Below are 23,010 nucleotides of genomic sequence, written 5' to 3'. Positions count from 1 at the left end.
ACCATGGCCGACCAACCTGCACGCACCGAACCCACACCCGAGCAACGCTTCCGCCGGAGCGTCTACATCGCGACGGCGATCGGCATCCTGTTGCTTATGTACGTGGTCGTAGCGGACCAGTTCATGCCCCTGACGCCGGAGTCGCGGGTGCTCTACGACATCACCCGGATCGCGCCGGAAGTCCCCGGCACGGTCGTCCGGGTCAACGTCGGGAACGGCCAGCGGGTCCACGCCGGGCAGGTGCTGTTCGAGATCGACGCGACCCGCTACGAGCTGGCGGTGAAGTCCGCCAGGCTGGCCCTGGAGGAAGCCGAAAGGACGATCCGCGAGCGGGATGCCGACATCGCCGCGGCGCGTGCCGCCGTGGCAAGCGCGAAGGCCGTGGCCGACGACGCGATACGCCAGGCGAAGCGGCAGGTGGCCCTGAGCGAACAGCATGTCGCGCCGCTCAGCTCCGCCGAGGCGGCGGTCGCCAGGCGCGACGAAAGCCTCGCCGCGCTCAGGGCGGCCGAGGCCCGGCTGCGCGCAAGCCTGGTGCAGCGTGGCGAACAGGGCCCGGACAACCTGTACCTGCGGGAGGCGAGGAACAACCTGGCCATCGCCGAACGCGACCTCGCCCATACGCGCGTGGTGGAACTGGAGGATGGCGTCGTCACCAACATGCGGCTGCGCCCCGGCAACTATGTTCCCGCCGGCACCCCGGTCCTGGCGCTGGTCGGCCTGCAGCCGACGATCACTGCCGATTTCCGCGAGAAGGCGCTCAACCGCGTCAAGGAGGGCGATCCGGCCATCGTGAGCCTCGACGCCCTGCCCGGACGCGTTTTCACCGGACGGGTGGTCTCGGTGGATGCCGGCATCGCGCAGGGCCAGATCAATCCCGACGGATCGCTCGTGGAAACCGTGGAGACCGACCGCTGGATCCGGCGCGCCCAGCGGGTACGGGTGAACGTACAGCTGGAGGATCCGCCGCAGCTCGTCAGTGGCTCGCGCGCCACGGTGCAGCTGGTGCCGCACAGCTCGACCATCGCCCGCGTCTTCGCGGAAGCCCAGATCCGCCTGCTGGCCGCGCTACGCTATGTCTACTAACCCTGCCCAGGTGCTGACCGCCAACGACTGGCGCCAGGCCTGCCGGATGGCGTTCGGCGGGTTCGTCGGCTGGTCGCTGGCGACCCTGCTGTCCCTGCCCTATGCCGCCTATTACGCGGTCTATCCGCTGGTGCTGCTGGGCCTGTCGCCGGTCTACGACCGGCACGTCGCCCTGCAGTTCATCGCCAGCGCACCGACCGGGATGATTGCCGCCGGGCTGTTGATCGGCGTGTTCTCCACCCATCCGGTGGTCATGACCGCGGCCTACCTTGGCTTTGCCCTGTTCTGCTTCTCGGTGATGACCAGCCCGCGCAAGCTTTTCATGTACGGCGCGATGTGCCTGGCCGTCTGCAGCGGCCTGGTGCACTACGGCAGCTATCCGGAGATGGCGTGGCAGCAGCTGTTCTGGGCCATCGCCGGCTCCCTGGCCTGCAGCGTGGTCCTCTACGCGCTGTCCTTCGCGCTCTTCCCGGACGTCGAGCCACGCGCCCCGCGCATCCCGCCAAGGCGCACCGCGACCCAGCGGCGCCATTTGGTCCTGCTCTGCTCGCTGGGAGCGACGGGTTCGTTCGCGTTCTTCCAGCTGGTCGAGCTGAGCGACTCGCTGAGCGCCCAGATGGCGACGGTCCTCATCCTGCTGGGCCTCACCCACGAGGGCATCTGGAGTTACGGACGCACCCGCATCGTGGGTTCGGTCATAGGCTCGATCCATGCCTCGGTAACGCAGCTGCTGATCACCCACTACTCCAGCTTCTGGCCCCTCACCGCGAGCGCCCTGCTGGTCGGGCTGCTGTGGTTCAGCGCCAGCCATACCCGCGACAAGTCCGGGTCGATGAAGGGCTTTTCCGCGGTCACGGCGCTGGCGATCCTGTTCGGCCTGCTCAGCCCCACCGACGACCTGATCGGCAATTCGCTCTACCGGGGCGTCTCGGTGGTGATCTCCGTCTCCGCCATGCTGGTGTTCATCTCGCTGCTGCACTACGCCTTGAACCGGTTGCCCTCGGCCCGCTGGGAGACCCAGGCCTAGCCGGGGCACCCGGAAGCGGCGGCCGGCACAAGGACCGTATCCGCACAACCCGACAGCCAGGAGCCGGGCAAGAAAAAACCCCAGCCGGAAGGCTGGGGTTCTTGTTGGTGGAGGTGGGCGGAGTTGAACCGCCGTCCGAAGGCACTCCATCTCCGGCACTACATGCTTAGCCCGCCGTTGGATCTCGTCCCGTTGCAGCACGGCTGGCAAAGCGCGCCCCGGGACCAGCCTGTTTTGTTTTGACCATCAGCTGACAGGCAGCCGCCGATGGCGATCCCGTGATGATGACCCTACATCCACGAGCACGGGCACAAGTGGGTTCGGGGCTAGGCCTTAAGCGGCCAGAGCGTAGTTGTCGTCGTTGGCAACTATGAGTTTTGCCGCTGGATTAACGAGGAAAGCTGCCCCCTCGGCATGCGCCAGTCGACTTCGCAACCCCCGTCGAAACCAGGACACCCCCGGAAACTTCGGGCGAAGTTCATCGCCAGACGGTAGCCAGTGTAGGGACGCCGGCGGCGCCAGACAAGGCATGCGCGGCTGCAGGCGCGGCCACGGTTCATGCCGGCGTTCACCCGGCGCGCGCGATGCCTGCCCTAGCCTGCGGCCATGCCGCGACAGGACGATCCCGTGCGCGGCGCGCCGCGGCTGGCGCGCCCGGTGGACGAAGTACCGGAAGGCAGCCTGTCCGCGCTGCGCCGCCAGGCCGCCGGATGCCGGCGCTGCCCGCTGTGGCGCCCCGCCAACAGGACAGTGTTTGGCACCGGGCCGGCGGACGCACGCATCCTGCTGGTGGGCGAGCAGCCCGGCGACCACGAGGACCTGGAGGGCAAACCCTTCGTCGGCCCGGCCGGGCAGCTGCTGCGCCGGGCGCTGGTCGAGGCCGGACTCGAGCCGGCGTCCCTGTACCTGACCAACACGGTCAAGCACTTCAAGTTCCAGCCGCGCGGCAAGCGCCGGCTGCACCAGCGCGCCAATGCCGCCGAACAGGCCGCCTGCCGGCCATGGCTGGCTGCCGAGCTGGAGCGGGTGGACCCGGACCTGGTGGTCGCGCTGGGTGCGATGGCCGCAAACGCGGTGTTCGGGACGGCGTTCCGGCTGACCCGCCAGCACGGGCAGTGGCAACGCATCGGCCCGCACACCCACGCGCTGGCGACCTGGCATCCCTCCGCCATCCTGCGCATGCGCGGCCCGGAGCGCGAACACGCGTACGCGCAGCTGCTGGAAGACCTCCGCCGCCTGCGGCAGCCGCCCGCGGGCTGACGGAGAGCGCCTGGATTGCAGCGCTTTCCGCAGCCCTCGCCCCGCGTTCACGGCGGCGGCGCTGCAATGGCATGCCACAACCGGAACCGGAGCACCCCAATGGCCCGCTGCGACGTGTGCGGCAACGAGTACGACAAGGCTTTCCGGGTCACCCTGGCCGACGGCAACAACGGCACCTACGACTCCTTCGAATGCGCCATCCACGCACTCGCGCCTACCTGCGACCACTGTGGTTGCCGGATCATCGGCCACGGCGCGGAAAGCGACGGCCGCTTCTTCTGCTGCGCCCATTGCGCCTCACATGCCGGCGTCGATGGCATCGAGGACCGCGCCTGACCGCCCCCTACTTCGGCCCGTCCTCCGGGGGCACGATGTTGCGCCGTTCGAACCAGCGCAACACCGTCAGTACGGCGAGGGTCAGCGCGGCCATGGCGAAGCCCAGCGCCAGGTAGCCGAAACCCACGGTGATGCCGATCGCCGCGACGGTGAGCAACGAGGCGGCCGTGGTGATGCCCTGGACGCCATCGCCCTTGCGGCTGGCGAAGATGGTTCCGGCGCCGATGAAGGAGACGCCGGCCACGACTGCCTCGACCAGCCGCAGCGGATCGATGCGCAGCCCGGTACCGGCGTAGTGGTCGTCCTCGAGCACCATCCGGCTGAGGCCGAGCAGCAGGGCCGAGGTGGCGGCCACCAGCATGTGGGTGCGGAACCCCGCGGGGCGATCCTTGAGCTCGCGCTCGTAACCGATGGCTCCGCCCAGCGCCATCGCGTAGACGACGGCCGGCAGCACCCGCAGCTGTTCGATCCATTCCATGCCGCGCACGATTGCCAGACCGCCGGCTACGCGCCGTGAAGGTCAGTTCCCCAGGGGCGGCGCCCAGGCGGCGGCGGCGATTCCCTGCCCCTCCACCTGATCGCCATCGCCCGCATGGGCATTTGCACCTCCCAGGGCCTTGTAGACCGCCACCGCGGCGATGTTCACCGAGGCCTCCGCATCGGCCAGGGCATCGTCGGCGGCCAGCTGGGTACGTTGCGCATCCAGCAGCGTGAGGAAGTCGGTCGCGCCCTCGCGATAGCCAACGCGGGCCAGCCGCTCGGCTTCCCTGGCAGCCTCGGCCTGCTCGACCACGATGCGCAGGCGCTCCTGCCGGCGGGCATAGTCCTGCAAGGCGTTCTCGGCGTCTTCCAGCGCCGCCAGCACCGCCATCTCGTACTGCACCGCCGCCGCGTCGGCGCCGGCCTCGGCCGCGCGCAGGCGTGCGCGCACGCTGCCCATGTCGAACGCGGCCCAGCTGATCGACGGACTCACCTGCCAGGCCTCGTTGCGCCCGGCCACCAGCGAGGAGAACTCGCCGGACAGGAAGCCGGCGAAGCCGCGGATGCTGATCCGCGGGAACAGGTCGGCCGTGGCCACGCCGACGCGCGCGGTGGCCGAAGCCAGGCGCCGTTCGGCCGCACGCACGTCCGGCCGGCTGCGCAGCAGCTCCCGGGTATCCCCCAGCGGCAGCGCCCGCGCGAATGCGGGCACCGGCTTCGGCGCCAGCAGCTCGTCCAGCGCCCCCGGCTGCAGTCCCTGCAGCACCGCGAGCCTGTGCCGCGCGGTGGCCTCGATCGAACGCAGCAGCGGGATGTCGGCCTCGATCGCCTTAAGGCGCGCGCGGCTGCTGTGCACGTCCAGGGCGCTGCCCGCGCCAAGGTCGCGACGGGTTTCGGTCAGGCGCTGGGTCTGGTCGAGGTTGCGCAGGGTCTGCTCGGCTACCTCGATCCGCTTCTGGGTGCCGCGCAGGAGGAAATAGTTGCGCGCCACCTCGGCGGCGAGGCTCACCTGCACGTCCTCCAGCCCTGCCTGCTCGGCCTGCAGGTCGGCACGGGCCGCCTCCGCGCCGCGGCGCAACCGGCCGAACAGGTCCAGCTCCCAGGCTGCGTCGAAGCCCAGGGTATAGGCCTCGTCGATGCCGCCGCCTGCGGCATCCGGCTGGCGCGTCCGCTCGCCGGTCGCCGCGGCACCGACGTGCGGCCATGGGTCCAGGCGACGTTCGCTGAACACCGCGCGCGCGGCACGCACACGGGTCGTGGCAAGGCGCAGGTCCGGGCTGGCCAGCAGCGAATCATTGACCAGCTTTTCCAGCACCGGGTCATCGAACTGCGCCCACCACTGGACGACGGCGACGCCGGGGGCGAAAGCGTTGCCGGCGGCGTTGCCCAGGTTCACGTCCGGCGGGACCGGCGCGCGGTAATCGGGGCCGACGGCGCATGCCGACAGGGCGACGGCGGTGGCCACGGCCAGTGCGATCGTGCGGATCACCATGGCAGCGTTTCTCCCAGGTGGGTGAACGTTCCGGTCGGTCCGTCGGCTCCGAGCAGCGCCATCTCGACACTGCTCCTCGCGCCGACGCCGACATCGAGTTCTGCATTGGGGTTCATGTCGGTCTTGATGTTGCCGGGGTGGATGGCATTGACCTTGATCCCGGTGTCGCGAAGCTCGTAGGCAAGCTGGATGGTCCAGGCGTTCACCGCGCTCTTGGAAACGTTGTAGGCCGGCAGCTTGATCGCGTAATAGTCCGAAGCCGGGTCCGCCTGCAGGGCGCTCGAGCCCAGCACGCTGGACACGTTCACGATGCGCCCGGAGCTGGAGGCCCGAAGCAGCGGAAGAAACGCACGGGTGACCTCGACCAGGCCAAACACGTTGGTTTCGAAAGTCTGGCGCCAGGTTTCCGGCGGCTGCTCGGAGGGGGCCTTGTTCCAGTCATCGAGGGCGATGCCGGCGTTGTTCACCAGGATGTCCAGCCGGCCGTGGCGGCGTTCCACCTCGCGGACGGCTTCGCGGATGCCGTGGCCGCTGGTGACGTCGAGCGCGATCGCCTCGACCGGCAGGCCCTCCGCCTGCAACTTCAGCGAAGCCTCGACCGCGCGTGAGCGGTCGCGCCCGGCCAGGAGCGTATGCACCCCGGCCTGCGCGAGCTGGCGCACGGTCTCCAGGCCGATGCCGCGGGTGGCACCGGTGACCAGGGCAATGCGGGAAGAAGTGTTCATGGATGGGGATTCCTTGTCGTTCGGGGGTGGGAGCGGCGCGGTTGCCGCTCCCGGGCCAGGTTGGTGCCCGGGACCCGGCGGTTCACGCCGGATCCGGACCAGGCTTTCTTCGCCTCATGCGTGCACCTCCGCGGCATGCGCCCCGCCCTCGGCATGCGGCGCGTGGGACACCAGCGGGCGGTTGGCCAGCTTGCGCAGGGCCACGTAGAACACCGGGGTCAGGAACAGGCCGAACAGGGTCACGCCGAGCATGCCTGCAAACACGGTGATGCCGGTGACCGAGCGCACTTCCGAGCCCGCGCCGCTGGACAGCACCAACGGCACCGTGCCGGCGATGAACGCCACCGAGGTCATCACGATCGGGCGCAGTCGCAGGCGGCAGGCCTCGAGCGCCGCTTCGATGATGCCCTTGCCCTGCAGCTCCAGCTCGCGGGCGAATTCGACGATCAGGATCGCGTTCTTGCAGGCCAGGCCCATCAGCACCACCAGGCCGACCTGCACGAACACGTTGTTGTCGCCACCGGTCAGCCACACGCCCAGCAACGCCGACAGCAGGGTCATCGGCACGATCAGGATCACCGCCAGCGGCAGGGTCCAGCTCTCGTACAACGCGGCCAGCACCAGGAAGGCCAGCAGCACGGCCAGCGGGAACACCACCAGGGCGGCCTTGCCCTGCGTCGCCTGCTGGTAGCTCAGGTCGCTCCAGTCGATGTCCATGCCCGGGGGCAGCACCTGTCGCGCCAGACCGGCCACCGTGTTCATGGCCTCGCCGGAGGACAGGACGCGCGGGTCGGCGTCACCCAGGAGGTCGGCGGCCGGATAGCCGTTGAAGCGGATCACCGGATCGGGGCCATAGGTCTGGCGGATGTTGACCATCGATCCCACCGGCACCATCTCGCCGGCCTCGTTGCGCGTGCGCAGGTTGGCGATGTCGGTGACGTCGTCGCGGAACGGCGCGTCGGCCTGGGCGATCACCTGCCAGGTGCGGCCGAACATGTTGAAGTCGTTGACGTAGGCCGAACCGAGGTAGGTCTGCAGGGTCTCGAACAGCTCGGTCAGCGGCACGCCCTGCGCCTTGGCCTGCACGCGGTCGACCTCGGCATCCAGCTGCGGCACGTTGGCCTGGTAGCTGGAAATCGGGAAGCCCATGCCCGGCACCTGCGAGACGGCGCCCTGGAACGCCTGCACCGCGTTCTGCAGCTCGCCATAGCCCAGGCGTGTGCGGTCCTCGACGAACAGCGACCAGCCCGAACCGTTGCCCAGGCCCTGGATGGCCGGCGGCATGAACGCGAAGGTGAAACCCTCCTGGATCGTGGAGAAGCGGCGGTTGAGCTCGGCCGTGATCTCCTCGGCGCTGGCCTTGCGCTCGCCGAACGGCTTGAGGGTGAAGAACACCACGCCGTTGTTCGGGGTGTTGGTGAACTGCAGCGGGTTCAGGCCCGGGAACGCGACCTCGTTCTGCACGCCCTCGACCTCGGCCGCCATCGCCGCCATCCGCTTGAGCACGGCATCGGTGCGCTCGATCGAGGCGCCCTCCGGCATCTTCACGCCGGCGATGATGTACAGCTTGTCCTGCACCGGGATGAAGCCGGCCGGAACCGCGTTGAACATCACCCCTGCCCCGACCAGCAGCACCGCGTACACCGCGAACACCGCGCCGCGGCGGCCCAGGGCGCGGCCCACCGCGCCCTCGTAGCGCTCGGAACTGCGCTTGAAGAAGCGATTGAACGGGCGGAACACCCAGCCGAACAGGCGCTCGATGATCCGCGTCGGACGGTCCTTCTCGGCGCCGTGCGGACGCAGCAGCTTGGCCGCCAGCGCCGGCGACAGGGTCAGCGAGTTGATCGCCGAGATCACGGTGGAGATGGCGATGGTCACCGCGAACTGCTTGTAGAACTGGCCGGTGACCCCGGTCAGGAAAGCCATCGGCACGAACACCGCGCACAGCACCAGCGCGATGGCGATGATCGGGCCGGACACCTCGCGCATGGCCAGGTGCGCCGCCTGCAGCGGCGATGCGCCTTCCTCGATGTGGCGCTCGACGTTCTCCACCACCACGATGGCGTCGTCCACCACGATGCCGATCGCCAGCACCAGCCCGAACAGGGTCAGGGTGTTGATCGAGTAGCCCAGCACGTACAGCACCGCGAAGGTTCCCACCACCGACACCGGCACCGCCAGCAGCGGGATGATCGAGGCGCGCCAGGTCTGCAGGAACAGGATGACCACCAGCACCACCAGGAACACCGCCTCCATCAGGGTGCTGATCACCGACTTGATCGAGTCGCGCACGAAGATCGTGGTGTCGTAGATCGACTGGATCTCCACGCCCGGCGGAAGCGTCTGCCGGATCTCGGCCATCTTGGCGACCACCGCATCACGGATCTCGAGTGCGTTGGCACCCGGCGACTGGAAGATGCCGATCGCCGCCGCGTTCTTGCCGTCCAGGCGCGCGCGCAGGGTGTAGTCGCCGGCGGCCAGCTCGATCCTGGCGACGTCGGACAGGCGCACGACCTGGCCGTCGGCGCCGCTCTTGAGCACGATGCCACCGAACTCCTCGACGCTTTCCAGGCGGCCCTTGGCGTTGATCGGCAGCAGGAAGTCGCTGCCGCCGGGCATCGGCTCGGCGCCGATCTGGCCGGCGGACACCTGCACGTTCTGCTCGCGGATCGCGCGCAGCACGTCGCCGGCGGTCATCTGCCGCGCCGCCACCTTGTCCGGATCAAGCCAGATGCGCATGGCATAGTCGCCGCCGCCGAACAGCTGGGCATCGCCCACGCCGGGGATGCGCGCCAGCTCGTCGCGCACGTGCAGGCGCATGTAGTTGCGCAGGTACAGCGAGTCGTAGTTGCCGTCGGTGGAGGTCAGGTGCACCACCATCAGGAACACCGGCGACTGCTTCTGGGTGGTCACGCCCTGCCGCCGCACGTCCTCGGGCAGGCGCGCCTGCGCCTGGGCGACGCGGTTCTGCACGCGCACCGCGGCCTCGTCCGGGTCGGTGCCGGGACGGAAGGTCACGGTCAGCTGCAGCACGCCGTCGGAGCCGGCGACGGACTTGAGGTACATCATGTCCTCGACGCCGTTGATGGCCTCCTCCAGCGGTGTGGCCACCGTCTCGGAGATGACCTTGGGGTTGGCGCCCGGGTACACGGTGCGGACGACCACGGACGGCGGCACCACGTCGGGGTATTCGCCGATCGGCAGCAGCGGGATCGAGATCAGGCCCGCGGCGAAGATCACGATCGACAGCACGGCCGCGAAGATCGGCCTGTCGATGAAGAAACGGGAGAAGTCCATGGGGGTGGTTCCTGGATTCCGGGAAAAAGAGGGCCCGTCCTCCCCGCCTTGGGGAGGGGTGCGCGGGGAGGACGGGTGCCCGAAGGACCGCGCGCGCGGCGCGGCAGAACTCAGCTCATCGCAGTGCCACCGACGGCTCGCCGGCCGGCTCGCCCATGGCCACGGCCTGGGCGCGCACCGGCATGCCGGGGAAGAAGACCTTCTGCACGCCGGTGACGATCACCTTGTCGCCGTGCGACAGGCCCTGCTCCACGATGCGCAGGCCGTCGGCGAGCCGGCCGACCACGATGTCGCGCCGCTGCGCCTTGCCTTCCTCGTCGACCACGTAGACGTACTTGCGGTCCTGGTCGGTGAGCACGGCCTTGTCGTCCACCAGCGCCGCCTCGAAGCGGCCGCTGCCGGGCAGGCGCACCCGTGCGTACAGGCCCGGGGTGAAACGGCGGTCGGCGTTGTCCAGCACGGCGCGCGCGCGGATGGTGCCGGTGCTGCGGTCGACCTGGTTGTCCAGGAAGTCGATGGTGCCGGCGTGCGGGAAACCCTCCTCGTCGGCGAGCGCGACCTGCACCGGCAGCGTGCCTTCGCGCTCGCTGGCGCGCTTGCCGCTGCGGGCCAGCTCGGCGTAGCGCAGGAAGCTGCGCTCGTCGGCGTCGAAGTGCACGTGCACCTTGTCCAGCGACACCAGGGTGGTCAGCACGCTCGCACCGTTGTCGGCGCTGACCAGGTTGCCGGCGGTCACCAGCGCCCGCCCCGCGCGTCCGTCGATCGGCGCCCGCACGCGGGTCCATTCCAGGTCCAGCTTGGCCGCGTCGACCGCGGCCTGCGCCGCGGCCAGGTCGGCCCGGGCCTGCTCGGCGGCGGCGCGCCGCTGCTCCCAGGTCTCGACCGAGATGGCCTGCTCCTGGGACAGGACGCGCGCACGCTCGGCCTCGCTGCGCGAAACCTCGGCCTGCGCGCGGGCGCGGGCCAGCGCCGCCTGCGCCCGCGCCAGTTCGGCGCGGTAGGTGCGGTCGTCGATGGTGAACAGCACGTCGCCCTTCTTCACTTCCTGGCCTTCGCGGAAGTTCACCGATTCGATGTAGCCGGATACCCGCGGCCGCAGCTCGACGCTTTCCACGGCCTCGATGCGGCCGCTGAACTCGTCCCACTGCTGCACAGGCCGCACCGGCACCTCGGCCACCCCGACCTCCGGGGGAGGCATCTGCTCGGCCGCATGGCCACCGCTGCAGCCGGCCAGCACGGTGAGGGCAATCGCACCGGATGCGCCGAGCGCAAGCAGGCGCCGGCCGTTGATTCGAATCTTCCTGTTCATGGGGGATGTCCTCGCAATCTGTGGAAAGGAATGGCGCGGCAGGCATCCGGCCTGGCGCGGGCCCGGCGGACCGGGGTTGTTCATGCGGTCCAGCCCGCGTCGGGCGAGCTGGAAGCGGCGTCGAGCACGCTGGCGAAATCGCGGCCGAGCATTCCCGGCGGATGCGCCCCCGATTGCTCGGCGTAGGTGACGATGCAGCGCGCATCGGGGCTGCTGCTGGCCAGCAGCGAGACCATCGCGCGGCCGATGCCGAGCGCGCTGTGCCAGCCGGCGCAGGCGCGCGCGGTGTTGTCCGGGGTCCACACGGGCGCATCGATCGACAGCATCTGCACCCGCACGCCCATGGGCTGCGCTTCCTCGTGCAGTACCCGCGCGAGCATGCGCGTGGCGCTGATCGCGATCGACGCATGCCCGTAGCCGGCCCAGCCACAGAGCGCATGCGGGCCACCCGCCAGCAGGTAGCGGTCGCCTCCGCGCCGCTGCAGCAATGGCAGGAGGTGGCGCGCCGCGGCCAGGTGCGACAGCACCTCCTGTTCGAAGCTGGCCGAAAGCACCGGCGTGGGCTGGTCGAGCAGGCGCGAAGCACGTCGCGTGCCCGCGGTGGCGTCGACGACCGCGCGCAGCGGGCGCGGACGCCGCGCCACGCGGCGCGCCAGGTCCTGCGCGGCGCCATCGTCGGCAACCGACGCGACCATCGTCTCCAGTCCCGGCTCGTCGGCATGCATCGCGGCCAGGCGCTGCAGGCGCGAAGCGTCCCGGGCGACCGCCAGTACCGGACTGCCGGCCTCGAGCAGCGCGGCCCCCACGCCCGAACCGACGCGACCGCTGGCGCCGATCACCAGTACCTCGGGAGCAAGCGTCCCGTTCATGGGATATTTTCTCCCGCGACCGGGATAATCCCGTCGGTGCGACCATGGCGGCAGCGGCGGGTCGCCGGCAGGGAGAGGCCACCCTGCTGCAGCCTGCGGGGAACGGTGAACTCGCGGAAATGCCCACGGGGCCTGCTTTCCCCGAGCATCGGCGGATACAAGTCCTTGTCCGTGCTGGACGCTTCGGAAGGGAAGAACAGGTCTTTGAGGCGCCGGACCAGCATGGCAGCCCTCCATCGTTTCTGGGATGGGTGCGAAATTACGCCTCGAATCAGGACTTGATTAGTCCCGATTAAAGGGAATAATCGTCCCGCAGCAGGTCCAATTCTCCTGCGCTCCCGTCCCCTTCCCCGGAATCCTCCCCATGGCTTACGACCTCAACGACACCCTCGTCTTCGTCAAGGTGGTCGAACAGGGCAGCTTCATCGCCGCGGCCAGGTCGCTCGGCCTGCCCAAGACCACCGTCAGCCGCAAGGTCCAGGAGCTGGAAGCGCGGCTCGGCGCGCAGCTCCTGCACCGGACCACGCGCCGCCTCGGCCTCACCGAGGCCGGCAACGTGTATTTCGAACATTGCCAGCGCATCGCCCAGGAGCTGGAGGAAGCCGAAGGCGCGGTAGGTCAGCTGCAGGGTGGCCCGCGAGGCTGGCTGCGGTTCACCGTGCCCTACTCCATCGGCATCGCCTGGATCTCGCCGCTGCTCGGACAGTTCCATGCGCAGTACCCGGAAATCCGCCTGGACATGCACATGAGCAACGATCCGGTCGACCTGATCGGCAGCGAGATCGACGTGGCGCTGCGCGTCGGCACGTTGCCCGACTCGACGCTCATCGCGCGGCGCCTTGCCGGGTTCCGCACCCAGGTGTTCGCCAGTCCGGCGTACATCGAGCGGCACGGCGAACCGTTGCATCCGGACGAGCTGCAGCACCACCGCATCCTCGCCGTGCGCAAGCACTACCACTCCCATCCCACGCGAATCACCTGGCCGCTGAGCGACGGCAACGGCATCACCGACTACCCGATCAACCCGCTGATGGTCGCCAACGATCCGTCGGCCCTGATCGGCGCGGTGCTGTGCGGCGAAGGCCTGACCCTGGCCACCGACGTTGCGGCGAAGCCCTACGTGGAATCCGGCGCGCTGCGCCGGGTGCTGGCCGGCTGGACCGGACCGATGGTGGATTTCAACGCGGTATTCCCCCGGGGGCGGGTGATGTCGCCCAAGGTCCGCGCCTTCGTCGATTTCCTGGTCGAACGCCTCAGCGACAACGCGGACTACATGATGGTGCACTGCCCCTCGCGTTGCCCCAACGAGGTCGCGGCCGACAACGCGGCCACGGAAGAGGCCAGCGTGCGCGAAGGCAAGCGCATCCTGGAGGCAGCAGTCGGCTGAGCCTTCCGGCCGATGCGACGGAAAAGAAAAAGGGGCCGCTCGCGCGGCCCCCTTCTGTTACTGCGATGCGTACCGGATCAGGAACGCACCGGCACCAGCGTGATCTCCACGCGGCGGTTGGCGGCGCGGCCGGCCTCGGTGTCGTTGCTGGCGATCGGATAGCGCTTGCCGGCGCCGACGGTGATGAAGCGCTGCGAGTTGATGCCCTGCGCGATCAGGAACTGGGTCACCGCATTGGCACGCTGCTCGGACAGGCGCTGGTTGACCTCGTCGCTGCCGACGCTGTCGGTGTGGCCGGCGACCTCGACGACGGTCTTGTCGTACTCCTTGATCACATCGGCGACGCTGCTGAGCACCGGATAGAACTGCGGGTCCAGGTTCGAGCTGTTGAAGCCGAAGGTCACGTTGCCCGGCATGTTCAGGGTGATGTTGTCGCCGTTGCGGGTGACGCTGACGCCGGTACCCTGCAGCTTGGCGCGCAGCGCGGCCTGCTGGCGATCCTGGTAGGCACCCACGGTGCCGCCGGCCAGGCCGCCGACGCCGGCGCCGATCAGGGCGTGCTGGCGGCGCTCGACCGCGCTGTTGCCGGTCAGCAGGCCGGCGGCCACGCCGATGCCGGCGCCGATCAGCGCACCCTTGCTGGTGCGGTTCATCTGTTGCTCGCCGGTATACGGGTTCGTGGTCTGGCAGCCAGCGGCCAGGACGGCGACCAGCGCGGCGGTGCCGAACATGGCCAGGGTCTGCTTGCGGATGTTCATGAGGTACTCCTTGTCCGTATGCGTGGCCCGGTCAGGCCACGGCGCACGGATGCTAGTCCCGGCCCCGTGAACGGACAATGGCGGCCGGGACTGGTTCCGACGGACGGTTATTCGAACGAACCGACCGCGTCGTTGGCCAGGTTGTCGAAGCGGGTGTACTCGCCGAAGAAGCGCAGCTTGACCGAACCGGTAGGGCCGCTTCGGTGCTTGCCGATGATGACCTCGGCCAGTCCCTTGTCCGGCGAGTTTTCCTTGTTGTAGTACTCGTCGCGGTAGATGAACAGGATGATGTCGGCGTCCTGCTCGATGGCGCCCGATTCGCGCAGGTCGGCCATGACCGGGCGCTTGTCGGTACGCGTTTCCAGCGAGCGGTTGAGCTGGGACAGCGCGATCACCGGCACGTTGAGCTCCTTGGCCAAGGCCTTGAGCGAGCGGGAGATCTCCGAGATCTCGGTGGCGCGGTTCTCGCTGTTGCCCGGCACCTGCATCAGCTGCAGGTAGTCGATCACCACCAGGCCCAGGCCGTGCTCGCGCTTGAGGCGGCGGCACTTGGAACGCAGCACGTCCGGCGACAGTGCCGGGGTGTCGTCGATGAAGATCTTGGTTTCCTTTAGCATCCGGATCGCGCTGGTCACCCGGCTCCAGTCCTCGTCTTCCAGCTGGCCGGTACGCAGGCGCTGGGCGTTGACCCGGCCATTGGAGGAGATCAGGCGCAGCGCAAGCTGCGCGGCCGACATTTCCATCGAGAACACCGCCACGGCCTTCTTCGACTTGATCGCCGCGTACTCGGCGATGTTCAGCGCGAAGGTGGTCTTGCCCATGGCCGGGCGCGCCGCGAGGATGATCAGGTCCGTCGGCTGCAGGCCGGCGGTCATGTTGTCGAATTCCGTATAGCCGGTCGGCAGGCCGGTGATGTTGCCGCCGCTCTCGAAGCGCTTCTGCAGCACCTCGAAGGCGTCGCGCAGCGCGGTGTTGAGGCCGGTGAAGTCGGTGCGGCCGCGCGCGCCGGCTTCGGCGATGGCGAACACCTCCTGCTCGGCACGGGCCAGCAGCTCGGCGCTGTCGCGGCCCTCGGGCTGGAAGCCGTTGTTGACGATCTCGGTGCCGACCTCGATCAGCTGGCGCAGCACCGCCTTGTCGCGCACGATCTCGGCATAGGCGCGGATGTTGGCCGCCGATGGCGTGGTGGTGGCCAGCTCGACCAGGTAGGCGCCGCCGCCGATCTGCTCCGAATAGCCCTGCGAGTCGAACCACTCGCCCAGGGTCACCGCGTCGAACGGCTGGCTCTTCTCGGCCAGCTCGCGGATGGCGCGGTAGATGAGCTGGTGGTCGCGCCGGTAGAAGTCCTTCTCCACCAGCACGTCGCCGACGGTGTCGTAGGACTCCGGCGCCAGCATCAGGCCGCCGAGCACCGCCTGCTCCGCCTCGACCGAGTGCGGCGGGACGCGCAGCTGCTCGATGCGGCCGTCGCTGCCATCGCGGTCACGGTCGCGTTCGCGGTCTTTGCGGAAGCCGGGGCGTGCGGACATTCGGGTGGTTCCTCGGGGTGGCGGGCGCAGCGGGCGCCCGGCCGGGTGGATCAGGTACGACAGCAGGCCATCCTATGCGCCGGCCGGGGTCGCCGCCATGGATAACCCTGTGCATAACGCGTGGACATCTCAGCGGCCGCGACGGCCACAAAAGCGAAGGGCGCCTTGCGGCGCCCTCCGTCGGGTCCTGCGGCCTTGGCCGGCCGATCAGGCTTCCGGCTCGACCACGACCTTGACCGTGGTCTCGACGTCCGCATGCAGGGCGACCTGGACTTCGAACTCGCCGACGTGGCGGATCGAGCCTTCGCCCATGATGACCTCGCTCTTCTCCAGCGGCAGGCCGGCGGCGGTGAAGGCCTCGGCGATCTCGCGCGGGCCGACCGAGCCGTACAGCTTGCCTTCGGTCGAAGCGTTGGCCTTGACGGTCACGCTGGCGCCTTCCAGCTTGGCCAGGCGGCCCTGGGCCTCGTCCAGCAGCGCCTTGGCCTTGGCCTCGTACTCGGCGCGCTTGGCCTCGAACTCGGCCAGGTTGGCGGCGGTGGCCGGCACGGCCTTGCCCTGCGGGACCAGGTAGTTGCGGCCGTAGCCCGGCTTCACGGTGACCTTGTCACCCAGGTTGCCGAGGTTGACGACCTTCTGCAGAAGGATCAGTTCCATGGTGTTGCTCCTCTATCCGTTAGCCGCGGCATGATGCGCGGCAACGCGTGCTGTCCGGATCGGACGAATGGGTTGCAGCCAGCCAGCTGGCGCGGGTTCCGCCGGGACCGCACGGATGCGGCCCCGCGGATGCCACGCATCAGATGTCGTGGTTGTCGGTGTACGGGATCAGGGCCAGGAAACGGGCGCGCTTGATCGCGGTCGACAGCTGGCGCTGGTAGCGCGACTTGGTGCCGGTCACGCGGCTCGGAACGATCTTGCCGTTCTCGGTCAGGTACTGGCGCAGGGTGTTGAGATCCTTGTAATCGATCTCCTTGACGCCCTCGGCGGTGAACTTGCAGAACTTGCGACGACGGAAGAACTTGGACATGGGTGTGCTCCTTAGGCGGCGGCTTCGGCGTTGTCGCCGTCGGTTTCGGCGGCGGCAGTGCCCTCGCCTTCCTCGTCACGGCGGCGGCGCTCGCCACGCTCGGGCTTGTCGCCCTTCTCGTCCTTGCTCTTCATGATCAGCGACTGTTCGGTCTCCGGACCGTCGCGGCGGATGACCAGGTGGCGCAGGATCGCGTCGTTGAAGCGGAAGGTCTCGACCAGCTCGTCGATGGCGGCCTGGCCGACTTCGGCGTTGAACAGCACGTAGTGGGCCTTGACCAGGTTCTGGATCGGGTAGGCCAGCTGGCGGCGGCCCCAGTCTTCCAGGCGGTGGATGGTGCCACCGGCGTTCTCGATCAGGCCCTTGTAGCGCTCGATCATCGCCGGCACCTGCTCGCTCTGGTCCGGATGGACCAGGAACACGACTTCGTAATGACGCATTGTGTTTTCCTTGTGGATGCGGCCCTTGCGGGCCTGGCAGCCCCCCGTCGACCTGGATGGAAGCGGTGGGGCAAGGGTCCCCGGCCTGCACGCAGGCGCGGAGAGCCGGAAATTATGCCGGCTCAGGGACTTGGGCGCAATGGCGGGCCGGAAACGGGCCCGGCGGGCTGGAACCGGCTCAGGCCGGCTGGGTGGTGAAGCTCTCGCCGCAGCCGCACTCGGCCTTGGCGTTCGGGTTCCTGAAGATGAAGCCCTCGCCCAGGCCCTGGCGGGCGAAGTCGATCTCGGTGCCGTCCACCAGCGGCAGGCTGGTGGCGTCGACGTAGATCCGTACCCCGTCCTGCTCGAAGACCGTGTCGCCCTCGCGCTGGTCGCGGGCCAGGTCGGCCACGTGGCCCCAGCCGGAACACCCGGTGCGCTCCACGCCGAAGCGCAGGCCCAGGGCCTGCGGGTCACGCTGCAGAAAGCGCTGGACGCGCTCCAGGGCGGCGGGAGTAAGGATGACAGCCATGGGGAACCTCCGGGAAACAGCACGCCCATTATAGGCGGCCTGCGTGGCGGGCCACCGGCCCGGGCATGGAACGCAGCGACCCGGCCGGCACGGCGCCTCGCCGGCCGGCACGTGCAACCGCTACACTTCCGCCCTTCCAGATGGGCTTCACGACACAAGGATTCAAGCCATGACGGTGGTCAGCGTCGAACATGCGCTCGCGGGCAAGGTTGCCGCCGGCGGCGAGGTCACGGTACGCGGCTGGGTGCGTACCCGGCGCGACTCCAAGGCCGGACTGAGCTTCGTCAACGTCAGCGACGGCTCCTGCTTCGCCCCGATCCAGGTGGTGGCGCCGGCCGACCTGCCGAATTACGAATCCGAGGTGAAGCACCTGACCACCGGCTGCTCGGTGATCGCGACCGGCACCCTGGTGCCCTCGCAGGGCCAGGGCCAGAGCTTCGAGATCCAGGCCTCCAGGATCGAGGTCGTCGGCTGGGTCGAGGATCCGCTGACCTATCCGATGCAGCCCAAGCAGCACTCGCTGGAATACCTGCGCGAGTTCGCCCACCTGCGCCCGCGCACCAACCTGTTCGGCGCGGTCACCCGTATCCGTCACTGCCTGGCCCAGGCCGTGCACCGGTTCTTCCACGAGCGCGGCTTCTACTGGATCAGCACCCCGATCATCACCACCTCCGACGCCGAGGGCGCCGGCCAGATGTTCCGGGTCTCCACCCTGGACCTGGCCAACCTGCCACGCACCAAGGAGGGCGAGGTCGACTTCTCCCGCGACTTCTTCGGCAAGGAAACCTTCCTGACCGTGTCCGGCCAGCTCAACGTCGAGGCCTACGCCCTGGCGCTGAGCAAGGTCTACACCTTCGGCCCGACCTTCCGGGCGGAGAACTCCAACACCACCCGCCACCTGGCGGAGTTCTGGATGATCGAGCCGGAGATCGCGTTCGCCGACCTGGCCGCCGACGCCGACCTGGCCGAGGACTTCCTCAAGTACCTGTTCCGCACGGTGCTGGACGAGCGCGCCGACGACATGGCCTTCATCGCCGAACGCGTGCAGAAGGACGCCATCACCCGCCTTGAGTCGTTCATAAATGCGCCGTTCGAGCGCATCGACTACAGCGAGGCGATCAGGCTGCTGCAGGCGTCGGGCCGGAAGTTCGACTTCCCGGTCGAGTGGGGCCTGGACCTGCAGACCGAGCACGAGCGCTGGCTGACCGAGGAACACGTCGGCCGCCCGGTGGTGGTGATGAACTACCCCGAGCACATCAAGGCCTTCTACATGCGCCTGAACGACGACGGCAGGACCGTCGCCGCGATGGACGTGCTCGCCCCGGGCATCGGCGAGATCATCGGCGGCAGCCAGCGCGAGGAGCGCCTGGACGTGCTGGACGCGCGCATGGCCCAGTTCGGCCTCGAGCCCGAACACTACCAGTGGTACCGCGACCTGCGCCGCTACGGCGGCGTGCCGCACGCAGGCTTCGGCCTGGGCTTCGAGCGCCTGGTGGTCTACACCTGCGGCCTGTCCAACATCCGCGACGCGATCGCCTACCCGCGCGCGCCCGGCAGCGCCGAGTTCTGATCGGCAAGCAGGCCTCCGCGTCCCACGGGCACGGAGGCTGGTTTTCCGGATCACAAGTCACGAACAACCCATCACGCCCCCATGCTCCTGTTCCTTGCCCTGTGCTTCGTGGGCGTGGCCATCGCCGGGGCCACGGCCTTCGTGATCTTCTGGCCACTGACCCTGGTCCACATCCGCGACCGCCACGCCGGCGGCGAGGCCGACTTCGGCGCCGGCGCCTTCCTGGCCCCGGCGGCACTGGGCTGGCTGCTCAGCGGGCGTTACCGCGCCATCGGCGACCGTTCCCTCAGCGGCCTGGCCACCCCGGCACGGGTCGCGCTCATCACCATCTTCATCGGCCTGGGCATGGCTGCCCTGCTCTGGCTGGTTTCGGAGGCAAGTCCATGACACACGACAGCTGGTGGCTTGCCACCCTCGGCCGCACCCTGCACTGGGCGCGACTGCGCGAACGCGAGGCCGGCACCGCCGAGGTGCTGGACCACGACGGCACCCTGCATTCCTACGACAGCGAGGACACCGCCCGCTCGATGCTGCTGGATGCCGACTTCGTCGAGTTCGACGGCCTGGACGAGGACGACGCGCTGGAGCGCGGCTTCTCGCTGGACGAGGTCGCGCCGCCGCGCGCGGAGGACGACGAATCGCTGGTCCGGCTGATGACGGTGGACCTCGGCCGCCGGGCCTGAGCCAAGTACACCCCGCGCGCCTTCGCCGAAACCGACCTGGCGGAGCTCGACCGCCTGCTGGCGCGCGACCCGTTCATCACCCTCGTCACCACCGGCGCCGACGGCCTGCCCTTCGCCAGTCACCTGCCGGTACTGCACCGGCGCGAGGACGATTCGGTGGAACTGGAAGGCCACTGGGCCAGGCCCAATCCGCAGGCAGGCCACGCCGGCCCGGCGCTGGCGATCGTGCATGGCCCGCACCATTACATCTCGCCCGGCTGGTATCCGGACAAGGCCGAGTCGGCCCGGGTGCCGACCTGGAACTACGCGGCCGCGCACCTGTACGGCACCCTGGAACCATTCGACGACGAAGCCTCCCTGGCCTCCGTCGTCGCCCGCCTGGGCGAGCGCTTCGAACCCGGCGTCGGCGGCAACTGGGCCTATGACCACGCCGACCCGCGCGAACGCGCCCAGCTCCGTGGCATCGTCGGTTTCCATTTCCGCGCCTCGCGGATCGAGCTGAAGTTCAAGCTCAACCAGAACCATCCGCCGGCGAATGTGCGCGGCGCCATCGAGGGACTGCAGGCCCTGCCCGGCGACAACGCGGCTCAGGTCGCCGCACTGATGGCTGAACGCCTGGCCCGGCGCGAAGGCTGAGGCGGCTCCCTGCCGCGTGCCGCGGGCGAGCCACTCGGGGATAATGCGGCGATGAGCGAAGACCTCCACGACCTGATCCGCCGCAACCATGCCTGGTCCGAGCGCGTCCGCGCCGAGGATCCGGAATTCTTTTCGCGCCTGTCCAAGCAGCAGGCACCGGAATACCTGTGGATCGGTTGCTCCGATTCGCGCGTGCCGGCCAACCAGATCATCGACATGGCGCCGGGCGAGGTATTCGTCCACCGCAACGTCGCCAACGTGGTCGTGCACACCGACCTCAACTGCCTGTCGGTCATCCAGTTCTCGGTGGACGTGCTGAAGGTCAAGCACATCCTCGTGGTGGGCCACTACGGCTGCGGCGGCGTGTACGCCGCGCTGACCCGCCAGCGCCTGGGCCTGGTCGACAACTGGATCCGCCACGTGACCGACGTGGCCGAGCACCATGCCGACTGCCTGCACAATGCCGGCGAGACCGAGCTGCAGCATGCGCGCCTGTGCGAGCTCAACGTGCTCGAGCAGGTGGTCAACGTGTGCAAGACCCACGTGATCCGCGACGCCTGGGACCGTGGCCAGGAACTGACCGTGCACGGCTGGGTCTACAGCCTGCGCGACGGCCGCGTCCACCACCTGGGCATGGACGTGGACCGCATCGAGGACCTGGAACCGAAGTACGAGGCCGCCCTGGCCAGGATCAAGCAGGACCACGAGTTGCGCTGACCCCCACCAAGCAGGAACCCGCCATGTTCTCCGCCCCGCTCAACCTGCAGGCCTGGATCGAGGAACACCGCCACCTGCTCAAGCCGCCCGTCGGCAACAAGTGCATCTACAACGGCGACTTCATCGTCATGGTGGTCGGTGGTCCCAATGCGCGCACCGACTTCCACTGGGACGAAGGCCCGGAGTGGTTCTACCAGCTCGAGGGCGAGATGGTGCTGCGCGTGCAGGAGCGCCCCGAGGGCGGCCCGGGCTCGCTGCGCGAGATCCCGATCCGCGCCGGCGAGACCTTCCTGCTGCCGCCTCGCGTGCCGCATTCGCCGCAGCGCATGGCCGGCGGCGTCGGCCTGGTGATCGAGCGCGTGCGCCTGCCGCACGAGCGCGACGGCCTGCTGTGGTACTGCGAGCGCTGCAACCACAGGCTGTACGAGGAGTTCTTCCAGCTGCAGGACATCGAGCGCGATTTCCCGCCGGTGTTCGAGCGATTCCACGGCTCGCTCGAGAAGCGCACGTGCCGCAACTGCGGGCACGTGCATCCGCCGCGCGCCGAGGCGCCGCAGCCGGTCCTGGAGGTAGCTGGATGAGCGACCTCGCCGCGCAGGTTCGCGAGCTGGACGCGGCCGATCCGCTGCGCCACTTCCGCGACGAGTTCCTGATCCCCCCGCACGCCGGCGGCGAGCAGCGCTATTTCGTCGGCAACTCGCTGGGCCTGCAGCCGCGCGCCGCGCGGTCGTACGTGCTGGAAGTGATGGACAAGTGGGCCAACGAAGCGGTCGAGGGCCACTTCACCGGCGATACCGCGTGGATGGAATACCACCGCCTGGTGCGCGAACCACTCGCCCGCCTGGTCGGTGCGCGTCCGGACGAAGTGGTGGCGATGAACACGCTGACGGTGAACCTGCACCTGATGCTGGCCAGCTTCTATCGCCCGGACGCGCAGCGTCCGGTGGTGCTGATGGAAGCCGGTGCATTCCCTTCCGACCGCCACGCGGTCGAGTCGCAGATCCGCCTGCATGGCCTGGACCCCGCCGAATGCCTGGTCGAGGTCGAGGCCGACGAGCCCGATGGCACCCTGTCGGACGAAGCCGTCGCCCAGGCCATCGCCACCCATGGCCCGCGCCTGGCGCTGGTGCTGTGGCCGGGCGTGCAGTACCGCACCGGGCAGGCCTTCGACCTTGCGCGCATCGCCGCGCTGGCGCACGCCCAGGGTGCGAAGTGCGGCTTCGACCTGGCGCACGCGGTGGGCAACCTGCCGCTGGCCCTGCACGACGCCGACGCCGACTTCGCCGTGTGGTGCCACTACAAGTACCTCAATGCAGGTCCTGGCGCGGTGGCCGGCTGTTTCGTCCACGAGCGCCATGGCAGCGCCGGGCTGCCGCGCATGGCCGGCTGGTGGGGCCACGAGGCCTCCACCCGCTTCCGCATGGCGCCGGAATTCGTGCCGGCCGTGGGCGCGGAAGGCTGGCAGCTTTCCAATCCACCAGTGCTGGCGATGGCCCCGCTGCGCGCGTCGCTGGAGCAGTTCGAGCGTGCCGGCGGCATGACCGCGCTGCGCGCCAAGTCCGAGCAGCTCACCGGCCTGCTGGAACGGCTGATCCACGAACGCCTGGCCGACACCCTGCAGGTGGTCACTCCCACCGAGCCACGGCGCCGCGGCTGCCAGCTGTCCCTGCGCGTGGCCGGCGGCCGCGAGCGCGGCCGGGCGCTGTTCGAGCACCTGCGCGACCGCGGCTTCCTCGGCGACTGGCGCGAGCCGGACGTGATCCGGATCTCCCCGGTGCCGCTCTACAACCGCTACGCAGACGTGCTGGAACTGGTCGAGGAAGTGGACCGCTGGCGTGCCGGCTGAGCTGCCCGTTGCACGAGGCAAGGCC

Annotated in this window: 24 protein-coding genes, 1 other RNA gene and 1 pseudogene; 12 read left to right on the top strand and 14 right to left on the bottom strand. The window is 69.2% G+C overall.

The window, feature by feature from the left end:
• Nucleotides 1-3: 3 nt before the first annotated feature.
• A complete protein-coding gene (locus CSC68_RS07555; RefSeq protein ID WP_162202948.1) occupies nt 4-1,086 on the top strand; it encodes an HlyD family secretion protein in 1,083 nt (360 codons plus the stop codon).
• Complete coding sequence (locus CSC68_RS07550) at nt 1,076-2,113, top strand: DUF2955 domain-containing protein (protein ID WP_162202946.1); 1,038 nt, start codon at nt 1,076-1,078, stop codon at nt 2,111-2,113. The genes CSC68_RS07555 and CSC68_RS07550 overlap by 11 nt, the downstream gene beginning before the upstream one ends.
• A 105-nt stretch (nt 2,114-2,218) precedes the next feature.
• On the opposite strand, the gene ssrA is transcribed toward CSC68_RS07550, so the two are convergent.
• Nucleotides 2,219-2,573, bottom strand: a transfer-messenger RNA (tmRNA) gene (gene ssrA, locus CSC68_RS07545).
• A gap of 146 nt (nt 2,574-2,719) precedes the next feature.
• On the opposite strand from ssrA, the gene CSC68_RS07540 reads away from it, so the two are divergent.
• Together CSC68_RS07540 and CSC68_RS07535 are read left to right on the top strand one after the other, a co-directional pair.
• Nucleotides 2,720-3,373: a UdgX family uracil-DNA binding protein gene (locus CSC68_RS07540; protein ID WP_162202944.1), complete on the top strand. Its 654-nt coding sequence runs from the start codon at nt 2,720-2,722 to the stop codon at nt 3,371-3,373.
• Between the two features lie 99 nt (nt 3,374-3,472).
• Nucleotides 3,473-3,709 (top strand): hypothetical protein, encoded by a 237-nt coding sequence (locus CSC68_RS07535; RefSeq protein WP_162202941.1) that lies wholly within the window; start codon nt 3,473-3,475, stop codon nt 3,707-3,709.
• A 7-nt stretch (nt 3,710-3,716) separates the two neighbouring features.
• Here the strand turns inward: CSC68_RS07535 and CSC68_RS07530 are convergent, their stop codons facing one another.
• From CSC68_RS07530 to CSC68_RS07500, 7 genes are all read right to left on the bottom strand, one after another.
• Complete coding sequence (locus CSC68_RS07530) at nt 3,717-4,187, bottom strand: MgtC/SapB family protein (protein ID WP_162202940.1); 471 nt, start codon at nt 4,185-4,187, stop codon at nt 3,717-3,719.
• Between the two features lie 42 nt (nt 4,188-4,229).
• Nucleotides 4,230-5,681, bottom strand: a complete 1,452-nt coding sequence (locus CSC68_RS07525) for an efflux transporter outer membrane subunit (RefSeq protein WP_162202938.1) — start codon at nt 5,679-5,681, stop codon at nt 4,230-4,232.
• Nucleotides 5,675-6,406, bottom strand: coding sequence for an SDR family oxidoreductase (locus CSC68_RS07520; RefSeq protein ID WP_162202936.1), 732 nt, complete (start codon nt 6,404-6,406; stop codon nt 5,675-5,677). The genes CSC68_RS07525 and CSC68_RS07520 overlap by 7 nt, the downstream gene beginning before the upstream one ends.
• A 114-nt stretch (nt 6,407-6,520) precedes the next feature.
• Complete coding sequence (locus CSC68_RS07515; protein ID WP_162202934.1) at nt 6,521-9,703, bottom strand: efflux RND transporter permease subunit; 3,183 nt, start codon at nt 9,701-9,703, stop codon at nt 6,521-6,523.
• A 115-nt stretch (nt 9,704-9,818) separates the two neighbouring features.
• Entirely contained in the window at nt 9,819-11,012 is a 1,194-nt protein-coding gene (locus CSC68_RS07510; RefSeq protein ID WP_162202932.1) for an efflux RND transporter periplasmic adaptor subunit, read from the bottom strand.
• Between the two features lie 80 nt (nt 11,013-11,092).
• Nucleotides 11,093-11,881, bottom strand: coding sequence for an SDR family oxidoreductase (locus CSC68_RS07505; RefSeq protein ID WP_162202930.1), 789 nt, complete (start codon nt 11,879-11,881; stop codon nt 11,093-11,095).
• Complete coding sequence (locus CSC68_RS07500) at nt 11,878-12,105, bottom strand: hypothetical protein (RefSeq protein WP_162202929.1); 228 nt, start codon at nt 12,103-12,105, stop codon at nt 11,878-11,880. The genes CSC68_RS07505 and CSC68_RS07500 overlap by 4 nt, the downstream gene beginning before the upstream one ends.
• A 140-nt stretch (nt 12,106-12,245) precedes the next feature.
• Between CSC68_RS07500 and CSC68_RS07495 the strand changes: the two genes are divergently transcribed.
• Complete coding sequence (locus tag CSC68_RS07495) at nt 12,246-13,268, top strand: LysR family transcriptional regulator (protein WP_162202927.1); 1,023 nt, start codon at nt 12,246-12,248, stop codon at nt 13,266-13,268.
• A 77-nt stretch (nt 13,269-13,345) separates the two neighbouring features.
• Here the strand turns inward: CSC68_RS07495 and CSC68_RS07490 are convergent, their stop codons facing one another.
• The 6 genes from CSC68_RS07490 to CSC68_RS07465 all read right to left on the bottom strand — a co-directional run bounded on the left by CSC68_RS07490 (nt 13,346) and on the right by CSC68_RS07465 (nt 17,533).
• The gene (locus tag CSC68_RS07490; RefSeq protein WP_162202925.1) at nt 13,346-14,026 is read right to left on the bottom strand and encodes a YiaD family glycine zipper/OmpA-like lipoprotein; all 681 of its coding nucleotides are present in this window, start codon (nt 14,024-14,026) and stop codon (nt 13,346-13,348) included.
• Nucleotides 14,027-14,133: 107 nt separating this feature from the next.
• The gene (locus CSC68_RS07485; RefSeq protein ID WP_162202924.1) at nt 14,134-15,555 is read right to left on the bottom strand and encodes a replicative DNA helicase; all 1,422 of its coding nucleotides are present in this window, start codon (nt 15,553-15,555) and stop codon (nt 14,134-14,136) included.
• A gap of 207 nt (nt 15,556-15,762) precedes the next feature.
• Nucleotides 15,763-16,212: a 50S ribosomal protein L9 gene (rplI, locus tag CSC68_RS07480; protein WP_162202922.1), complete on the bottom strand. Its 450-nt coding sequence runs from the start codon at nt 16,210-16,212 to the stop codon at nt 15,763-15,765.
• 139 nt (nt 16,213-16,351) lie between these two features.
• Nucleotides 16,352-16,582 carry a 30S ribosomal protein S18 gene (gene rpsR / locus CSC68_RS07475; protein WP_013535347.1) on the bottom strand — a complete coding sequence of 77 codons (231 nt, stop codon included), beginning with the start codon at nt 16,580-16,582 and terminating at the stop codon, nt 16,352-16,354.
• Nucleotides 16,583-16,593: 11 nt separating this feature from the next.
• Complete coding sequence (rpsF, locus tag CSC68_RS07470; RefSeq protein ID WP_162202920.1) at nt 16,594-17,022, bottom strand: 30S ribosomal protein S6; 429 nt, start codon at nt 17,020-17,022, stop codon at nt 16,594-16,596.
• A 178-nt stretch (nt 17,023-17,200) separates the two neighbouring features.
• A complete protein-coding gene (locus tag CSC68_RS07465) occupies nt 17,201-17,533 on the bottom strand; it encodes a HesB/IscA family protein (protein WP_162202918.1) in 333 nt (110 codons plus the stop codon).
• A 169-nt stretch (nt 17,534-17,702) separates the two neighbouring features.
• Between CSC68_RS07465 and asnS the strand changes: the two genes are divergently transcribed.
• From asnS to kynU, 7 genes and pseudogenes are all read left to right on the top strand, one after another.
• The gene (gene asnS / locus CSC68_RS07460; RefSeq protein WP_162202916.1) at nt 17,703-19,103 is read left to right on the top strand and encodes an asparagine--tRNA ligase; all 1,401 of its coding nucleotides are present in this window, start codon (nt 17,703-17,705) and stop codon (nt 19,101-19,103) included.
• Nucleotides 19,104-19,184: 81 nt separating this feature from the next.
• Nucleotides 19,185-19,490: a hypothetical protein gene (locus CSC68_RS07455; protein ID WP_162202914.1), complete on the top strand. Its 306-nt coding sequence runs from the start codon at nt 19,185-19,187 to the stop codon at nt 19,488-19,490.
• Complete coding sequence (locus CSC68_RS07450; protein WP_162202912.1) at nt 19,487-19,786, top strand: hypothetical protein; 300 nt, start codon at nt 19,487-19,489, stop codon at nt 19,784-19,786. Before CSC68_RS07455 ends, CSC68_RS07450 begins: the two co-directional genes overlap by 4 nt.
• Before the next feature lie 6 nt (nt 19,787-19,792).
• A pseudogene (locus tag CSC68_RS07445) lies at nt 19,793-20,422 on the top strand (FMN-binding negative transcriptional regulator); the annotation flags it as partial.
• Nucleotides 20,423-20,473: 51 nt separating this feature from the next.
• A complete protein-coding gene (gene can, locus CSC68_RS07440) occupies nt 20,474-21,139 on the top strand; it encodes a carbonate dehydratase (protein ID WP_162202911.1) in 666 nt (221 codons plus the stop codon).
• A gap of 23 nt (nt 21,140-21,162) precedes the next feature.
• On the top strand, nt 21,163-21,720 hold the full coding sequence (locus tag CSC68_RS07435; RefSeq protein WP_162202909.1) for a 3-hydroxyanthranilate 3,4-dioxygenase: 558 nt from the start codon (nt 21,163-21,165) through the stop codon (nt 21,718-21,720).
• Nucleotides 21,717-22,985 (top strand): kynureninase, encoded by a 1,269-nt coding sequence (gene kynU, locus CSC68_RS07430; protein ID WP_162202907.1) that lies wholly within the window; start codon nt 21,717-21,719, stop codon nt 22,983-22,985. The genes CSC68_RS07435 and kynU overlap by 4 nt, the downstream gene beginning before the upstream one ends.
• Nucleotides 22,986-23,010: the final 25 nt, after the last annotated feature.

Source organism: Pseudoxanthomonas suwonensis (assembly GCF_010093235.1).
GTDB classification, from domain to species: domain Bacteria; phylum Pseudomonadota; class Gammaproteobacteria; order Xanthomonadales; family Xanthomonadaceae; genus Pseudoxanthomonas; species Pseudoxanthomonas suwonensis.
The sequence above is the reverse complement of the archived record's forward strand: the minus strand, read 5'-3'. Positions and strand labels throughout refer to the sequence as shown.

Coding starts and splice junctions, on each gene's coding strand:
- rpsR (WP_013535347.1), bottom strand. CDS start 16,582: ATGTCCAAGTTCTTCCGTCGTCGCAAGTTCTGCAAGTTCACCGCCGAG.
- CSC68_RS07485 (WP_162202924.1), bottom strand. CDS start 15,555: ATGTCCGCACGCCCCGGCTTCCGCAAAGACCGCGAACGCGACCGTGAC.
- CSC68_RS07455 (WP_162202914.1), top strand. CDS start 19,185: ATGCTCCTGTTCCTTGCCCTGTGCTTCGTGGGCGTGGCCATCGCCGGG.
- CSC68_RS07505 (WP_162202930.1), bottom strand. CDS start 11,881: ATGAACGGGACGCTTGCTCCCGAGGTACTGGTGATCGGCGCCAGCGGT.
- can (WP_162202911.1), top strand. CDS start 20,474: ATGAGCGAAGACCTCCACGACCTGATCCGCCGCAACCATGCCTGGTCC.
- CSC68_RS07540 (WP_162202944.1), top strand. CDS start 2,720: ATGCCGCGACAGGACGATCCCGTGCGCGGCGCGCCGCGGCTGGCGCGC.
- CSC68_RS07525 (WP_162202938.1), bottom strand. CDS start 5,681: ATGGTGATCCGCACGATCGCACTGGCCGTGGCCACCGCCGTCGCCCTG.
- CSC68_RS07435 (WP_162202909.1), top strand. CDS start 21,163: ATGTTCTCCGCCCCGCTCAACCTGCAGGCCTGGATCGAGGAACACCGC.
- asnS (WP_162202916.1), top strand. CDS start 17,703: ATGACGGTGGTCAGCGTCGAACATGCGCTCGCGGGCAAGGTTGCCGCC.
- CSC68_RS07500 (WP_162202929.1), bottom strand. CDS start 12,105: ATGCTGGTCCGGCGCCTCAAAGACCTGTTCTTCCCTTCCGAAGCGTCC.
- CSC68_RS07465 (WP_162202918.1), bottom strand. CDS start 17,533: ATGGCTGTCATCCTTACTCCCGCCGCCCTGGAGCGCGTCCAGCGCTTT.
- kynU (WP_162202907.1), top strand. CDS start 21,717: ATGAGCGACCTCGCCGCGCAGGTTCGCGAGCTGGACGCGGCCGATCCG.
- rplI (WP_162202922.1), bottom strand. CDS start 16,212: ATGGAACTGATCCTTCTGCAGAAGGTCGTCAACCTCGGCAACCTGGGT.
- CSC68_RS07530 (WP_162202940.1), bottom strand. CDS start 4,187: ATGGAATGGATCGAACAGCTGCGGGTGCTGCCGGCCGTCGTCTACGCG.
- CSC68_RS07555 (WP_162202948.1), top strand. CDS start 4: ATGGCCGACCAACCTGCACGCACCGAACCCACACCCGAGCAACGCTTC.
- CSC68_RS07535 (WP_162202941.1), top strand. CDS start 3,473: ATGGCCCGCTGCGACGTGTGCGGCAACGAGTACGACAAGGCTTTCCGG.
- CSC68_RS07515 (WP_162202934.1), bottom strand. CDS start 9,703: ATGGACTTCTCCCGTTTCTTCATCGACAGGCCGATCTTCGCGGCCGTG.
- CSC68_RS07510 (WP_162202932.1), bottom strand. CDS start 11,012: ATGAACAGGAAGATTCGAATCAACGGCCGGCGCCTGCTTGCGCTCGGC.
- CSC68_RS07495 (WP_162202927.1), top strand. CDS start 12,246: ATGGCTTACGACCTCAACGACACCCTCGTCTTCGTCAAGGTGGTCGAA.
- CSC68_RS07450 (WP_162202912.1), top strand. CDS start 19,487: ATGACACACGACAGCTGGTGGCTTGCCACCCTCGGCCGCACCCTGCAC.
- CSC68_RS07550 (WP_162202946.1), top strand. CDS start 1,076: ATGTCTACTAACCCTGCCCAGGTGCTGACCGCCAACGACTGGCGCCAG.
- CSC68_RS07490 (WP_162202925.1), bottom strand. CDS start 14,026: ATGAACATCCGCAAGCAGACCCTGGCCATGTTCGGCACCGCCGCGCTG.
- rpsF (WP_162202920.1), bottom strand. CDS start 17,022: ATGCGTCATTACGAAGTCGTGTTCCTGGTCCATCCGGACCAGAGCGAG.
- CSC68_RS07520 (WP_162202936.1), bottom strand. CDS start 6,406: ATGAACACTTCTTCCCGCATTGCCCTGGTCACCGGTGCCACCCGCGGC.